The sequence below is a fragment of the Photobacterium pectinilyticum genome (assembly GCF_024357955.1).
Taxonomy (GTDB): domain Bacteria; phylum Pseudomonadota; class Gammaproteobacteria; order Enterobacterales; family Vibrionaceae; genus Photobacterium; species Photobacterium pectinilyticum.
Window position 1 is genome coordinate 1 of record NZ_JANEYT010000014.1, and the last position, 15,519, is coordinate 15,519.

At 46.0% G+C, this 15,519-nt stretch carries 13 protein-coding genes and 1 pseudogene; 5 read left to right on the plus strand and 9 right to left on the minus strand.

The annotated features are described in order from the left end of the window. Positions 1 to 250: 250 nt before the first annotated feature. Positions 251 to 1,477 carry a sodium/glutamate symporter gene (gene gltS, locus NHN17_RS08195; RefSeq protein WP_255041888.1) on the plus strand — a complete coding sequence of 409 codons (1,227 nt, stop codon included), beginning with the start codon at positions 251 to 253 and terminating at the stop codon, positions 1,475 to 1,477. 55 nt (positions 1,478 to 1,532) lie between these two features. Here the strand turns inward: gltS and NHN17_RS08200 are convergent, their stop codons facing one another. Both NHN17_RS08200 and NHN17_RS08205 read right to left on the minus strand, forming a co-directional pair. Continuing rightward, the gene (locus NHN17_RS08200) at positions 1,533 to 2,075 is read right to left on the minus strand and encodes a mechanosensitive ion channel domain-containing protein (protein WP_255041784.1); all 543 of its coding nucleotides are present in this window, start codon (positions 2,073 to 2,075) and stop codon (positions 1,533 to 1,535) included. Next, a complete protein-coding gene (locus tag NHN17_RS08205; protein ID WP_255041786.1) occupies positions 2,075 to 3,010 on the minus strand; it encodes a CorA family divalent cation transporter in 936 nt (311 codons plus the stop codon). The genes NHN17_RS08200 and NHN17_RS08205 overlap by 1 nt, the downstream gene beginning before the upstream one ends. A 136-nt stretch (positions 3,011 to 3,146) precedes the next feature. Here NHN17_RS08205 and NHN17_RS08210 point away from each other — a divergent pair, with 136 nt between their 5' ends. Both NHN17_RS08210 and NHN17_RS08215 read left to right on the plus strand, forming a co-directional pair. Next, positions 3,147 to 4,124 (plus strand): SphA family protein, encoded by a 978-nt coding sequence (locus tag NHN17_RS08210; protein WP_255041788.1) that lies wholly within the window; start codon positions 3,147 to 3,149, stop codon positions 4,122 to 4,124. Between the two features lie 569 nt (positions 4,125 to 4,693). Further along, the gene (locus NHN17_RS08215) at positions 4,694 to 5,410 is read left to right on the plus strand and encodes a hypothetical protein (protein ID WP_255041790.1); all 717 of its coding nucleotides are present in this window, start codon (positions 4,694 to 4,696) and stop codon (positions 5,408 to 5,410) included. 775 nt (positions 5,411 to 6,185) lie between these two features. On the opposite strand, the gene yidA is transcribed toward NHN17_RS08215, so the two are convergent. The 4 genes from yidA to NHN17_RS08235 form a co-directional block, all read right to left on the minus strand. Continuing rightward, positions 6,186 to 6,998 carry a sugar-phosphatase gene (gene yidA, locus NHN17_RS08220; protein ID WP_255041791.1) on the minus strand — a complete coding sequence of 271 codons (813 nt, stop codon included), beginning with the start codon at positions 6,996 to 6,998 and terminating at the stop codon, positions 6,186 to 6,188. A gap of 376 nt (positions 6,999 to 7,374) precedes the next feature. Then, a complete protein-coding gene (locus tag NHN17_RS08225; protein ID WP_255041792.1) occupies positions 7,375 to 9,567 on the minus strand; it encodes an FUSC family protein in 2,193 nt (730 codons plus the stop codon). A 9-nt stretch (positions 9,568 to 9,576) separates the two neighbouring features. Then, positions 9,577 to 10,458: an efflux RND transporter periplasmic adaptor subunit gene (locus NHN17_RS08230; protein WP_255041793.1), complete on the minus strand. Its 882-nt coding sequence runs from the start codon at positions 10,456 to 10,458 to the stop codon at positions 9,577 to 9,579. Between the two features lie 18 nt (positions 10,459 to 10,476). Further along, positions 10,477 to 10,692: a DUF1656 domain-containing protein gene (locus NHN17_RS08235; protein ID WP_255041794.1), complete on the minus strand. Its 216-nt coding sequence runs from the start codon at positions 10,690 to 10,692 to the stop codon at positions 10,477 to 10,479. Positions 10,693 to 10,841: 149 nt separating this feature from the next. Here NHN17_RS08235 and NHN17_RS08240 point away from each other — a divergent pair, with 149 nt between their 5' ends. Beyond that, entirely contained in the window at positions 10,842 to 11,738 is an 897-nt protein-coding gene (locus tag NHN17_RS08240) for a LysR family transcriptional regulator (protein WP_255041795.1), read from the plus strand. 74 nt (positions 11,739 to 11,812) lie between these two features. On the opposite strand, the gene NHN17_RS08245 is transcribed toward NHN17_RS08240, so the two are convergent. Together NHN17_RS08245 and NHN17_RS08250 are read right to left on the minus strand one after the other, a co-directional pair. Then, positions 11,813 to 12,466: a helix-turn-helix transcriptional regulator gene (locus NHN17_RS08245; protein ID WP_255041796.1), complete on the minus strand. Its 654-nt coding sequence runs from the start codon at positions 12,464 to 12,466 to the stop codon at positions 11,813 to 11,815. Between the two features lie 129 nt (positions 12,467 to 12,595). Continuing rightward, on the minus strand, positions 12,596 to 13,228 hold the full coding sequence (locus tag NHN17_RS08250) for a D-Ala-D-Ala carboxypeptidase family metallohydrolase (RefSeq protein WP_255041799.1): 633 nt from the start codon (positions 13,226 to 13,228) through the stop codon (positions 12,596 to 12,598). Positions 13,229 to 13,448: 220 nt separating this feature from the next. Between NHN17_RS08250 and NHN17_RS08255 the strand changes: the two are divergent. Continuing rightward, positions 13,449 to 14,054 (plus strand): annotated as a pseudogene (locus tag NHN17_RS08255) (murein L,D-transpeptidase catalytic domain family protein); the annotation flags it as partial. A 200-nt stretch (positions 14,055 to 14,254) separates the two neighbouring features. On the opposite strand, the gene NHN17_RS08260 reads toward NHN17_RS08255, so the two are convergent. Beyond that, positions 14,255 to 15,406 (minus strand): iron-containing alcohol dehydrogenase, encoded by a 1,152-nt coding sequence (locus NHN17_RS08260; protein ID WP_255041801.1) that lies wholly within the window; start codon positions 15,404 to 15,406, stop codon positions 14,255 to 14,257. Between the last annotated feature and the right edge of the window lie 113 nt (positions 15,407 to 15,519).

A 15,519-nucleotide genomic window follows, 5' to 3' on the forward strand; every position in this document is an offset into this window, starting at 1 on the left:
GTGAGCTTGGAGCATAAAAATTCCCTCCAGTTGCTGCCTACTTTAAGTGTAGCAACAACTTAAGGGAACATAGCGTTGACGATTGAGAAAGCCAGCGAACATTATTGTTGGCTTTTTTAATGTCTCAATGCCCATAACACTGATTCTTGCGAGCAAATCCACTTTTGTTGAGCTTTATAGCGCTATTTTTAACAATCTTTTGCTACGGTTAATGCAGCATTTGGAACGTTAAGGATATAACTAGATGGAAATGGATTGGGTAAACGGTATTTTGAGGTTTGATTCCTTTTTTGCCGTCACCATTGGGATCTTGGTGCTGTTTGTAGGCCGTCAGCTTAATAATGTATTCAAGCCACTAAAAGAGTTCAGTATTCCTGAACCAGTGACGGGTGGCATTCTATTTTCTGTACTGATTGCAATTGTTTACAGTGTGTCTGACATTGCTATTGAGTTTGATCTCGTCGCACGAGATGTGCTGCTGGTGTATTTCTTTACCACCATTGGTATTAACGCCAGTTTGAAAGATCTTCTCAAGGGGGGCTTGCCTCTCGTTATCCTGCTCGCTATCACCGTCGGTTATATGGTTGTCCAGAACCTAACAGGTATCGGCGTGGCCAGTGCCTTCGGCCTTGATAGCCCTGTAGGTATGCTCGGCGGTAGTGTTTCCCTTATTGGTGGACATGGTACAGCTATAGCTTGGGCGCCACGTATTGCAGAAGGTTATGGTATCAGTAACGCGATGGAAATCGGGGTGGCATGCGCCACCTTTGGCTTGATTTTGGCCAGCTTGATGGGTGGCCCTATCGCCAAGTTTTTGATCACCAGACACGATTTGAAGCCAGAGAAAAAAGAAGCGCTCGATGTAGGGGTAGCGGATGATAAGTCCAATGGCCATATTTCCGGTTTTGATTTCCTTGATGCCGTTTTCTCTATTCATGTTTGTGTCATTTTGGGTTATATACTCAATGAGTCAATCGCGGAGATGGGCTTGCAATTACCGCTGTTCGTGACCTGTTTGTTCGCCGGTATTGTCATGACCAACTTGGTGTATCGGATCAATATTCGCCGTATCACAGGAACTGATTGGCCAGCAAGGAAGCCTGCAGTCGCCCTGATTGCTGATATCGCGTTAGGTACTTTCTTGGCGATGTCGCTGATGAGCATGCAGTTATGGACGCTAATTGATCTGGCTGGGCCTATTTTTGCCATTCTTACCGCGCAGTTCATCGTCGCAGTGTTGATCAATATTTTTGTGGTGTTCCCGGCAATGGGAAAAAACTACGATGCAGCGGTGATTTGCTCTGGTTTCGGTGGGATTTCGCTAGGCTCTACACCAACGGCCATGGCCAATATGTCTGCAGTCTCCCAGCGCTACGGTAATTCCCACCTTGCCTTTATTATTGTGCCTTTAGTGTGTGCGTTCTTTATCGACTTGGTTAATGCTCTGATGATCCCGTACTTCTTAGCGAATTTTTAACAATTCCTTTCAAGAAGAATAGCTGAACAAGTAAGCCGGAGTCATACTCTCCGGCCTATTTGTCGTCTGCTGGATTGAGTTCATGTTTTACTATCAACTTTGTTACTCCCTTTTGCAGGATCAAATTGTTGGGGTAGGTGATAATGTTGCCATTTTCATGGCGGAGTATGACGTGAAACATAGTGATATCGATAATAATGCCACTGATATCTTCGTCCTTGTCTGCCACTTTGATATTATCGCCAATTCGATAAGGGAATACGAAAAATATCAGCACACTGGCCGTGAGGTTGCTTAATATTGACCATTGGGCAAACAGCGCGACACCCAGTACAGCAAAGATCGAGGACAAAAATAACGATATATCGCCAAAGCCGAGATCGAGAGTAATGACAAATATAGCTCCAAAGAGCAAGAAAGAAATGGCAGTAAATGTTTTCACTACAAACTGGGTTCTTTTTAGAGATACCCGCTTGTTTATTGCCAGTGTCTCAATCCATTTTCGACCAATATGCTTAAAAGTGATATAGCCAATGATTAGTAGAATACCCAGCACAAATTGTTTAAGTAACAAGTTAGACAGTAAAAAATCAAACATTAAATGTACCTTAATTTTTTGAGGACAATGACTTCAACAGCCACGATAACGATCAATCCAAGACAGAACAAAGTGAATGCTAGCGGGTTTTCAACGCCGGGTATTCCACCTATGTTGACACCAAGTAAGCCCGTAAAAAAACCAGCAGGTAGGAATATGCCAGCAATGACAGAAAATAAATAGGTATTTCGGTTCATCGTTTCGGCTTGTTGTTGATTAATCGTGGCAAAGTAGAGATTGATTTGATCGATATAGAAATCGATAGATTCGTTCATTCTCATTATGGTATCTAAACAGTTTTTAAAATGGTTTTTGTACCCTTTTAATACTGGGATGTCGGCTTCGATCAGATCTTCTAGCACATAGCGCTGAGGCTTAAGGTATCGGCGCAAGCGCAGTAAACGAGAGTTTATTGAACTCAATACAGCTCTATCAGTATGGACATTCTCGTCCATTTCATTGAGCCTATCTTCAACGGGTGAGAGAAAGTCTGAAATAATGCTGTTGACACTATTTGCGATTGCCTGCAATAAGTCCGTTAGAGTATTCGGCCCTTCTCCTTGCTCTAGCTTACGTACAATATTGGCAACTGCTCGCGAAGGGACTTTTCTTGTTGAGATTAAAGAGCCCTTATACCAGAGTATGCGCAGGCTTAACATATCATCGGGCTCTGAACCTTCGTTAAGATTGATACCGCGTAAGATAATGAGGAAACAATCGTCACTGTATTTTTCAAACCGGGGACGAGTGTCATCAGTGAGCAGTGAGTCGACAATTGCTTCGGGGATAAGGTTGTCTAACAGCCAACTCCTTAACCCTTCTGCATCTCGTTGGCAGTGGTACCAGTTTGCAGGGAGCAGCTTATTAGCTTCAAGCGAACTTTCTATAGCAACGCCTGATGTAAAATCCCAACAGGAAATTATAAATCCGTTCATATACATCCCTTTTCGTTCTTTATAGTTTTGGTTCCTTGGTGAAGCTTACACGACTTTCGTTGTTGTAATTAATTAGCCTCGTTTTATCTGATACTCATCTATATTTCAATCTATTGGGAAGAGATGGACATATATTATGTACGTTAAAGCGACGGTTCGAGAGTCTCTGACAGATGGCCTTTTTCTGGTAACTATGATGCTGGGTGTATTTGTTACTGCACATACATTCGCAGAAGAAGGAGTGAGCGGTCACTATCAGATTGGTAGCGGATCATCAAGGATGAATAAAATCCCACCTAGTCACTCAATCAATGCATATGTGGATCTGAGTGAGTACGATGGCAATACTCAGGGCGGACTCTCTGTACCGCTGGCCGGTTTGTTGGTCACTGATTTGGATGTCAAAAGTCAGGTGTCATCTTTGAACTTTGCCTGGAATCCAGGTATAGAACTGGCTGGCGGTTGGCAGTATGCAATGGCTATTTCTTTACCTTATCGCTCAGTAGAGGTTTCTGTTCGCAGCTCCAATGATGCTGGTGGTCGTAAGCGAGACAAAAACAGTGGTCTTGGCGATATTATGATTACACCGCTGATGCTGGCTTACTCTATATCTGAGTATTGGCAATCTGAGTTTCATTTCAATATTTACGCTCCGACGGGAGATTTTGAGGTTGATAAACTGGCCAATGTCGGTAAGAACTACTGGAGCTTTTCGCCTGTAGCTTGGCTGCAATATATTGAGCCGACAACCGGGCAGGAGTTTACGGTGTCTGCTGGGGTTGATTGGAATAGTAAGAATGATGATACCGATTATCAGACAGGGGCTCAGGTGCACATTGGCTCTACGGTGATTCAATATATTCCTCTACTGTGGGGGTTTACGGGAATTGGCTTATCTGGCTACTGGTATCAACAGATCAGCGCTGACTCTGGAGGTGGGGCGGTACTTGGCGACTTTAAGGCAAAAGCTGTCGGACTAGGGCCTGTACTTAGCTACCAGTCAAAGTGGTCAGGTCGACCTGTTCGTGCAGAGTTAGAGTGGATCAATGAGCTGGAAGTACGAAACCGCCCAGAAGGTGATCTGATTTCATTGAAGCTTTCAGTTCAGTTTTAGGGCTCTATTTACCCCCCTTACGGACATTTCTATGCCGTATATTGTATTCCATCGAAATTGTGTATCAGATCTAAGACACATTATGTATTAGCGTCCCAAAATCATTGGCAATCACTAAGCTGTGAGTAATATACCCAAGTTACCTCTAGGTGCAGGATTCAGAGGGTTGTCAGCGTCTTCAATCCAAGGCGAAGGTTTGCAGGAATGGCATTCCCTTTCAAAAAGCTTCAACGAAGGAGTGAATGGGCTGACACCCTACCGAAGGGCGAGTTTTCTAAGCTTCTTTACTGCGTTATTGTTTCTTGATTTAGAGCCGCTAGATCTTCAAAACAATGCCTTGTCTATAAGCTTATAAATTCTCGCTGAACCTGCATCTTGAAGTCGCTTGGGTATAAAACCCATCCCACCGGACGGGATAAGCTTTCTTGTTACATCCCGCTGTAAAGTTACACCAGTAGGCTGTAGCAAAATGATATTATTGCCTATGGCCGTTATGTATGCTTTTTCCACGACTACGCTGCAATACTGACTTAGGTGCTTTCAATTATTTTTATTAAGTTGATGTGGTTATGGCAGCAATGATGTATCAGCCGACGTTCGATCCTATCGAGTCGCTGAGTGATGAGCAATTGCAGCAAGCAATTGCCGACAGGCTTAACAAACAGTTGAATAATATGGCTGTTGCCACACAAACGGCGCAGTTCTTCATGGATTCTTTACTCAACTGGCACGCTGAATCAGTACCTGTCACACAGGTAGAGAGTATTCTTGCCTTTGCGTTTGGCAATCGTATTTCCCTTAATGGCAACCAGCATCCAGGGCCGATGAATGAAGCGATTGCTGACTCAGTGGTGTTGCTGTATCGCCAGAATGCTGTGCCGGTTTATGCCCAATGGGAAGTCGCTGAGGCAATTGGTAGCCGGATTCCTGTTCATGATCTCAATGCTATTTACCCGCGGCTTTCTGGGAAGGGCAATACAAAGTACCTCTGTACCCAGGGAGTCGCTGAGAAGGCGGTATTAATGGCTGGAAGTGTCTCTAATTTGGGTAAAACTGCGGTGGTTGCTTTTTTTGAACACAGCTTGCGTACAGTTGATACCGCGCGTGAGGCTGGCATTGATGCCTTTTTGCCTCAGGGCCTAGAGATGCCGCGCCAGTTTGATCCTGACTCCGGCCAGGCGTGGACGCGTGATCAGCAAACCTATGTGATGCATGAAATTCGTACCCGTGCCACCAATGAGCGAGACCGACTAATCCAAAACGCTGTTGATGACAACTCGAAGTGAGTTGTGTAGACACATAACCCCCCTATGCCTTTCTTACCGTTGATGAAAGGCATAGCACGTTCCCATCATCATGAGCAATTATTTGCACATAACATTTTCCTGTCTTACTAAATAACAGAACCGCATCGAATAATTGTGCTTGCAAGTCCAGCTTGCGTTTTTACAAATGTTACCTTCCCGATTTCGGTACAAAAGGTGTTGCCTTGAAAGAGCACACTGAAAGTTCGCTTGCCTGCAGATTACCTGGATAAGGCTGAGTCACCGCTATCGGTGAAGCTCTCCTATCACTGCGCAGGACTGGAATGCCAGTGCCTATCTTATGGGATGAATAGCCCTTGCCGATAAGTAGTGGTGTGTAAAAAGAAAGGCCGAGTCATCGGCCTTTCTTGTTTGCCTTAGCGAGGCGTCATATAGGAAAAACGATGGTAATTAAGAAGAAACATGCCTTTTTCTGGGGGACAATACTGTTTTCTTCCCAGCTGATTCTATGGCTGATTGACTTTACTGTTGAATCGACAAGCTCGATTAATAGAAAAGCGTATACTGAACTGTGGTATGTCCGGTCAGTGATTTTAGTGTCAGGACTCTTTCTTATGGCATATAGCCAATATCCCCGTAGCTGGTTGGGGAAGGTAGGGCGGTGGGTTTACCGCTTAATTCTGTGGCTGATAAAAACCAAGCGCTCCCAGAAAAGGTAATTCGTTTTCTAAGGCATGTACAAGGTGGTCGCTGAAGTTAAAGGCAGTTGGCTACCTTTAACTTCACACTGAGACAGTTAGGCGTTATTTAGTACAAACTCTTCAATTACTTTTGCCACACCGTCGTTGTCGTTGGTGTCGGTAACGTGGTTGGCAATTGCTTTGATATCGTCGGTGGCATTGCCCATTGCAACACCAAGGCCTGCATATTTGATCATGTGGTGATCGTTACCGGCATCACCCATGCAAATCACTTCGCTAGCGTCTAGGCTCAAATGCTCGGCAAGCATGGCAACGCCAGTACCTTTATTGCTATTTGGGTTCATCAGCTCAAGGAAGAATGGGGCACTTTGCACCACCGTGTACTGAGTGTATAGGCTCTCAGGCAGTTGGTTGATGGCCGCAGTCAGTACGTCAGGATCGGCAACCATCATCACTTTGATCACTTCTTCATCATCAGTAAGCTCAGAAAAGTCCATCACCGTGGTCGGTACACCATTGATCTCAGATTCATGCTCGGTGTATTTGTTGTTCTCTGGAGTGATCAGGCCACGCTCTGGAGTAAAAGCGTGAACAAAGGAGCCCAAATCATTGGCTAGGCTAGCAATATTTTTCGCATCACGGCCAGTCATGATTTGCTTGCGGATCACTGTTTTGCTTTCTACACGTTGTACTAAAGAGGCGTTGTAGCTAAGGACATAATCACTTTCGCCGGTCATACCCAGCTCATCGAGGTATTTGGTCATGCCTTCTAGCGGACGGCCTGAGGCCAGTACCACTTGCACACCGTTGTCGCGTGCTGCCTGAATAGCTTGTTTGGTTCGAGGAGAAATGGCTTTCTGCGAGTTAAGCAATGTGCCATCCATATCAAGGGCAACCAATTTATACATGGATTCGTCCAATCAGGGAGAAATTTTAGAACCTGCATAGTAATCAATTTTTGTGATTAACTCGACATTCTTTGGTGATCTTGTTGTGACATTTCGAGCTGAGGTTGATGTGAGTCAATCGCAATGGCGAGGTTAAAACACTCGACTTCAGCACTACGTATTTTGGCGATAGCATTGGAGTCAGTGAAGAAATAATCCGGCGATATGTAAGCTATCAAGCGCAGGAGACCCCCGCACCTTGTTAGTTCGGTCGATTCAATTAATTCGCTTGGGTATACAGCTTTCGTTTTAGCTCAAACATGAAGCGTTACCCAACCATTACGCCACCAAATCATTACATCATAGGAAGATCGGGTGGCGTTTTTTATGGCTGTCGCTATATAGCAAATGGCTGTAGGCGAAGATGGTGAATTTCGCTGTTATGCACATTAAGGCTCAGGGAGTTTAACGACACGATGAGTAGCTTCAATGACGTTAGCAGTCGGTAGCTGGCATCAATATCATCCTTGCTGTGAGAAAATTGCAAAACGGATTCATTATCCAGACCGATCAGGTAGTGTTGCAGTTCGCCTAGTACATTATCGAGCTGTTGTTGATGAGCGGTAAGCGCCTCGCTGGTAGTCGGTTCCTCCAGAATAGTCGCCAGTGATTTCAAGATTTTTGAAATATACATTTCCAGCGCTTGTTGATGCGATGACTGAAGCCAGTTTTGATAACTATCCTCGAAAGCCCTCAGAAGCAGGCAGGCTTTGTATGCACTGGTGATTAGTGCATTGACCTTCGCAGATTCGAGATCCGGATATTTGGCCCAGTTAATTCTTCCCATGGCTCGTTCGGCCATTGCCACCGAGCGCAACGGATCTTGCAGGAATTGGAAGCGCTTGTATGGTTTATGGCTCAATGGTTGCAAGTTGGACCTTAGCCCCATACGCAGCCGTTGCATCTCTCGTAAAAACGTTGACTCGGGGGTGCCAGAGAAAACAGTATGGTTTACCCAAAATACGACTAGCATGACGATGGCAAGCAGCAGCAACTGAAGCAAGGCTTGCTGAATATCGTAGACTGGTGTCAGTTGCATCGCACCGCTGGTCATCATTATCAATAACTGGGTACCTATCAAGCGTTGAAGCACTTGTTGAGGTTGGTTGAGCACATACCAAATGCCAAATGCATTGATGAAATAAAACGCCGCAAGCTGCCACACTTCGGTCATCATCGGCATCAGCAATACATATTGGGCCAGGACAAACAATGACCAGGCGAACATGGAAAAAAGCAGGTTCTTGACGTTTGCAAACGGCAGCGACAATACAATGCTGCTGAGTAGGGCACCGAGCATTACAATCATTGCGCCGCCAGGCATCGGGACATAAATCCACAAGGCAATGCAGATCCAGTTCACCAGGAAGACCTTCAATGCCGCGATGGCGCTGTCTGGGCGAAATGCCCAGACAGTCTGATATGGCGCCTTGGCAGGTTTTGCTTGTTTTGACTTAGTTTGTCCTGCTTCCTCTGCATTGGCGTAGCCCGTGCCCGTTACTGCGCCAAGTGTTGCCACAATGTCATAGTGCAGCTGGTCAATTTGTGTAAGAAGTGAGCCCAGCATCAGAGTTGTGCCATGAAGATCATGAGTACCTTTTACAGTCATACCTGACTGCCTCGGGGTAATCAATGACACCTTCTTTGGGGTAACTAGAACGCTTTCTTGTTCAGTTGGCGACGATGCTTCCAGCATGCCCAAGGCGTTATTTACCCTGAGGCTTAGCCTCTCCAGTAAAGATGCTATTTCTGCACATTGTTCCGGTTCCAACTCGCCTTTACTCTGCTCGCTGAGTTCGGCCAAGTGGCCACATAACAGCGCCCACTGGTTTAGCTGGTCAAGCAAGGTTTGCCATTGTGGGTAATCCTGGGCGACATGGTAGCTGTCAGCGCTGGCGGCATAGATAAGATCTTCTAAGCGTGTTAATTGCCTCAGGCTATCACCCAGGTTGAGCTCTTTGGTGAAGGTGCCATGCTCGAAAAGCTCACCGTTGGCGACTTGCAGTTGTTTGTCTTGATTTTCAAAGTACAACCGCAGGGTTGAGATAACGACTGAGCGGCTGGAGCTTGGCCAAAGCAGGCTGAAGACAAGGGTAAAGCTGAGGATCCCCAGCACGGTTTCCTGTACCCGTAGCACCGCCATGGAGAAGGTAAGCTCTGGTAATAGCTGTCCCATGACTATAACCAATGAGCAGACAGCCAAGCAAATAGTCCAGATATAGCCATTTTTGGGATTACCTTGCAGATAGACACAAAGTGCAGCAAAAAGGCTGTAGCAAAGCAGGAGTGGCAAAGGTTGCTGGGTAAAGACCCCAACTAGCATCAAAGCGGCCACTACCCCAAGTAACGTACCGACAAGGCGGTGGCGCCCTTTTTTCAGAGAATGCCCAGAGGTTTCGGTTGCAGCCATGACAACAACGGCAAATCCAGCCCAATAAGGTCGATCCCAACCCAGCCAAAGCGCGCTGACAATGGCCAAGGTTAGGGCAATAGCCACTTTAAGAGGCAAGATACAGCGCTGATTGAGCATAGCGGATCCTTACTGGGTATCTTGTGGTTGAGATTTGTTGATCATGACGGATGCGGTCGCCCCGACGCGAAGCTGGATAGTTTCAGGCAAATCGTCGAGCGTAATTCTGACGGGAATACGCTGGGCAAGACGGATCCATTGAAAGTTAGGGTTCACATTAGGAAGCAAGGAGACGCCAGTACTGCCATCTTGGTGGGCGATTCCGTAACCAATGCTATCGACGCGCCCCTGTAACGGCTGGTTACGGTATGCCATCAAGGTGACAACCGCTTGTTCTCCGGGGGTGACATCCTGGATGTCTGTTTCCTTGAAGAAGCCTTCGATCCAGAAGCTGTTTTTATCCACCAGGGCGACGACCGGTTGATTCGCAACGACTTGGCTGCCCACTCGTAGTGTGAGGTTGGTAATAAAGCCGTCCACCGGTGCGGTTACCTTGGTAAACCCGAGATTGAGTTCGGCTTCTTCACGGGCAGCTTTGGCTACCATCACACCTGCTTGGGCGGATTCAACGGCATTGTTGAGCTGGCTAAGCGTTAGCTGTGAGATGGAACCGGGCTGGCGGCGAGAGAGTGAATGGCCTCGCTTGGCTTCATCCTGAGCTTTATTTAGTTGGGCTTGTGCTTGTACCAAACTAGCCTTTGATTTTGCCAGCGCTGCTTTGTATGTACGGGGATCGATTTCGAACAACACATCACCCGCTTTCACTTCGCTGTTGTCACTAATAGGCAGATTAATGATCGGGCCGGTGACACGAGGGGTCACCTGAATGATCTGGGCGCGGATTTGACCATCTCGAGTCCATGGGTTGTGTAAATATTGTTGGTATTTCCAGCCTATAGCGGTAACAGCTAAAAGGAGTAAGCAGGTTGTGATGCTGAAACGTTTAATCAAAGTAGGCTCCGGGTTCAATTAAGAAGGAAAAACATAGGTACCGACAATAACGGTGTAGATGATCGTCAATGAGAGCTCTACCAACGGTGGGCTAGCGACATGGCGAAACCAGCGCAGCCGATTAAGCAAATGCACAGTAAGGGAGGCACAAACCAACCCCAGTAATGCAGCGACCAGCAGCGGGGGAAGGTAAAGATCGCCAAAAGCGACCTCTTTGGGAGCGGCAAAAGGCACAGTGTTTCTCTCGATGTTAGTAGCGAATAACAGATTCTATGAATAAAGTTGCTTCCGATAAACTCACCGAGAAGGAATTTACTAGAAACCCTTGGTTTCGAATGTTGGTTAAAATAGAATCATATAATTGGTAATAATGGAGCAAGCTGTTGGATCGCTTAACCAGTATCGAAATTTTTGTCCGAGCAGTAGAGCTAGGTTCATTTGCTGCAGTTGCAGAGGAGCGCGGGATCAGTGCTCAAATGGTGGGTAAGCATGTCAGGGGGTTAGAGTCAGCAATTGGTGCAAAGCTATTGACAAAATCTACTCGATTTCAGAGTTTGACGGCTGCGGGTGAACAGTATTATCAGCGGTGCCTGATCGTGCTGGCGGAGTTGAAAGCGGCTCAGGAAGATATCTACCGCAACATGAGTGAGCCGACTGGAAGCCTGAAAATCGCAGCGGGGGTGAATTTCGGGATTAAGGCTTTGGCACCAATACTTGCCCAGTTTCAGCAACAATACCCAAAGCTCGAAATTGATCTTACCCTGGAAAATAGCCCGCCGGATATGAAGAAGGAGGGTTACGATGTTATCTTTCGTGAGCAGTTAGAAGGTTATGATTATTTGGTCGCAACCAAGTTATGCAGTTATCCAATTATCGCCTGTGCTTCACCGGCCTATTTGCAGCAGTATGGCACTCCGCAACACCCGGATGAGCTTGATCGTCACCAATGCTTGCAGAGTAACCTCTCACAAGACCCTCTTAAGTGGCGCTTCTTTGATGGCCAGAAAATCAGTGCACCTAAAGTGACTTCTCGCATTACCATGAACAGTGGGCAGGCAAGGCTGGCAGCTGCGTTGGAAGGGGCGGGTATTACCTTGCAACCAATCTTTCAGGTCAGTGACGCGCTGGCAGAAGGATCTATCCTGCCGATACTGCAAGACTACTCATTACCAGCCATTGATTTGTATATGCTGTATCAGCCCTCGCTGCGTAATACGGCGCGGCTAACGGCATTACAGGCTTTTGTATGTCAGGCTTTGGCGCCCCATACTGATGACTAAATCGAACGTAATGTTGTCGCTAAGCCAGCAGAGGTCAGCTGCTGGCTTTTAATTTCCGAATTGCCAATGCAACATTAAACAATGATCGATGCCGGTGTTTTGAATAGTTGTTCAGGGATGACAGAAAGCCAACCGTTACAACGGGCATACTCTATCAATGATGCACGGTTAGTCACACCTATGTCAGAAAAACGCGCGATCAAGTTGGCGATTTGTTTTTCCACTGCTTTTGGGGTTCGGTGAATCAAATGGGCAATCTGCTTGGTTTGTCGTCCACGCAGCAGCCAAAACAGCACAATTTCCTGGGAAGGTGTTAACTGCATGCGCTCGGGCTTTATGGTGCTGAAAGAAGTTTGGGTACTGTTTAGTGCCATAATTTCAGCAAAAGAAGCCAAGTTTACCAATTTCCTTAAGTTGGTCGCGCTGAACTGGATTCCCCAAGGTTCGTCATTAATGATGACTGGTCGCTTTTCAAAAGTGTAAGCATCAAACCCATGTGCGTACTTGTGCACATCAATAGTTGTCACTATCTTTTTTTCTGTTAATGCATGTATGTCTTGCCGTACAAATTCAGATGCAAATTGGGCTGTATCACATGGTAGATCACGATCAGTGAGGCCCGCTATATCTGAAGGTGCATTGACTAAGTCACGGTAAGCTTTGTTGGCAAAGGCAAAAATGCCATCCTTAGACTTCAATCCTGCCGGATAAGGGCTGTTCTCTAGCATGTGAATCAGAACGGATAAGTATGTATTATGATCTATATTCACCCACGCATTTTATCACTCCGATCAAGGAAAGAAAGTAGGATAAATCCCCCTTTTTGATTCGTTTATCAAAAGCCATGTTTATACAAGCTACCACTGTCGGTAGCCACAGGTGTCGATATGAAAGCGCACACCACTGTAGAGGCCAAGACCCATCTTATTTTTCTTACCAACCGAGTTGTATACACTTTTGAGGATTTTATGTAGTTCAGCCCGAGAGATATTCCGTATGGGGACGAGATCAAGTGCACAAAAGTCGAGGTGAGAGCTGCGAGGGGCTCCTCCTGCATGTTGGTTGTACTCTTTACTTCGGTCGCCAGAGACAGGAATAAGCAAGCCTGTTTTGGGCATTACATGCTCTTGAATGAAAAGAAGAGTGCGTGCCATGTTCTTCCAGACCTTCTCGTCAGGAAGATTGAAAACATTAGTATTGCTCAGCCGCCAATCCGTCCCCTGTAAAAGCACGAGGTGGAGAGGTATGCCTTCTTTTACCCCTTTATCGAGGAAATATTCGTGTCCTTTCTGAATATCGGCCTGTTTACCGTTCATTAATACCCAGCCTCGGAATGCAGCAAGGGTTGGTACCTTGAACCCCTGCACTTCGATGACTAAGTCGCTGTAGTCAAATTCGGTATGAACTTCATAAAGTTTCGATAGATCAACAGCTTCTGCTTTTATGGTGTTCGAAAAAGCTAAGAATAACGACAATATAATCCACTTCATCTTTTACTCCATACCACTATCCATAGGATATACATCGACAAGATCGTTTAAGTGTAGAATATCTACCTGATAGGGGTTGAGTCGTTTCTTAAGCCTTTATTTGTAATTATTTATGAAAATCTGTCTGAATTGGTGAGATAAAAAAAACATTAGCATTTAATCTGTTAAAATTATGAAGGTAACCTTATCGTAAAAAAATCGCTTTATATTAATAGCCATGATCAAAAAAATACTTCTATTTTTGCTTTTTTCTTCCTTTGCACAGGCTGGTACTGTAGAGGAGCATATCGAGAAACTTGCCAGCGAGGTGTATTCAATGGCCTCTTTGGATGGAGTCATTGACTATGCATTGCTTAAACAAGGTGTCGAAGCTTATATGACCAAAGGCACTGGTGCGAATCCCAATTTGGTGATTATTGACTTTCGTCGCCCTTCAAATGAGAAAAGGTTTTATGTTGTTGATTTGGCTGATAAGACGCTGAAGTATCATACCTACACTACCCATGGTATTGAAAGCGGAGGAGCGTATGCTGAACGCTTTTCCAATACGGTAAATTCGAAGCAGACCTCATTGGGGGTGTTTAAAACTGCTGAGACGTACTATGGGAAATACGGCTATTCACTCCGTCTTGATGGTTTGTCTGAGGGGATAAATGATAATGCCCGCCGGCGTTATATCGTGATCCACGGTGCAAACTATGCATCTCCTGATTTTCTGGCGTCGAATAATTTCATTGGCTGGAGTTGGGGCTGCCCAGCACTGCCACCTGAAAAAAACCGAGAAATTATCGATTTAATCAAAGGTGGTAGCATCATCCTCGCTGCCAATGAAGAGATGATTAGACAGGACTCGTCACCATCCCTGTTGGCATCCAATACTTATCATGAGCCTGTGGAAAGCGATAATCGTATTGTGATAAGTCGATAGACTGTTTCCGCATGGAAGAAAAGCCGATGATTAGTTCATCGGCTTAACGACAGCAAGACAGACTATTTTCTTTCTTTTATTTCCGTTCTGGCACTCTCTTACAGAGCGGCTTCTAAAATGGCACGGCTGTCACTGATGGTGATATTGCCACGCTCGCCGAGCGCTTTCATACCGTGTCTCTCTAGGCTTGTTACCAGAGTATCGATATCTGCTGTACCTAGTTCTATGTCGCTCAAGCTGGTCGGTACTTCCATTTGTTTGAAGAAAGCAATGGTGTGGCTAATCGCTTGTTCGATACGCTCATCAGTTGACCCCTCAGTAATGCCAAATACGCGTTCTGCGTACTGTAGCAATTTGCCTTCTTTGTCTTCACGGCGTTCTCGCATGACGGCTGGGAGCACAATGCTTAGCGTGCGTGCATGGTCGATACCGTAGTTACCCGTTAGCTCGTGACCGATCATATGAGTGGTCCAGTCTTGTGGGACACCGACACCAATCAAACCGTTCAATGCTTGTGTTGCGGTCCACATAATGTTGGCACGCACATCGATATCGTCAGGCGTAGCAAGCGCTTTAGGTCCTTCTTCGATAAGATTAAGTAGTAGGCCTTCGGCAAAGCGGTCTTGTACTTTAGCATTCGCTGGGAAAGTGAGATATTGCTCCATCACATGGACATACGCATCAACGACCCCGTTGGCGACCTGGCGTGGAGACAGGCTAAGTGTCGTCGTCGGATCCAGCACGGCAAACAAAGGCTGAACTTTTGGTGTCATGAAAGCCAATTTGTCTTTTCCGCGGGAAACCACGGCGCCCATGTTACTTTCTGAGCCTGTTGCAGGGAGCGTCAATACGCAACCTAGTGGCAGCGCGCTTTCGACAGGGTGTTGTTGGGCCAAAATATTCCATGGGTCTTCGCCCTGGTAAGCTGCGGCGGCTGCGATAAATTTCGTGCCATCGACCACCGAGCCACCACCAACAGCAAGCAGGTAGTCAAAACCTTCGTCTTTGATTTTTTTTACTGCTTTCATCAGGGTGTCATATTGTGGGTTAGGCTCAACACCGGCAAATTCCCCCCAGTTATGTTCGCTCAAGGCTGCTTCTACTTGCTCATATACACCGTTTTTCTTAATCGACCCGCCGCCGTAAATCACCAGGACTTTTTTATCTTGAGGGATATCGTTGGTAATGGCCGCAATTTGGCCTTCACCAAAGTGAATACGGGTAGGGTTCTGGTAAGTAAACTTGTCCATGAGGTATCTCCAGTGTGTGCTGTGATTGTTTATAGCAATATAATGAAACTAGTCTATGCCAATGCTTTGAAAATTGTCATGCTCAAAACTGTTTAATACTTGCCTAAACCTAC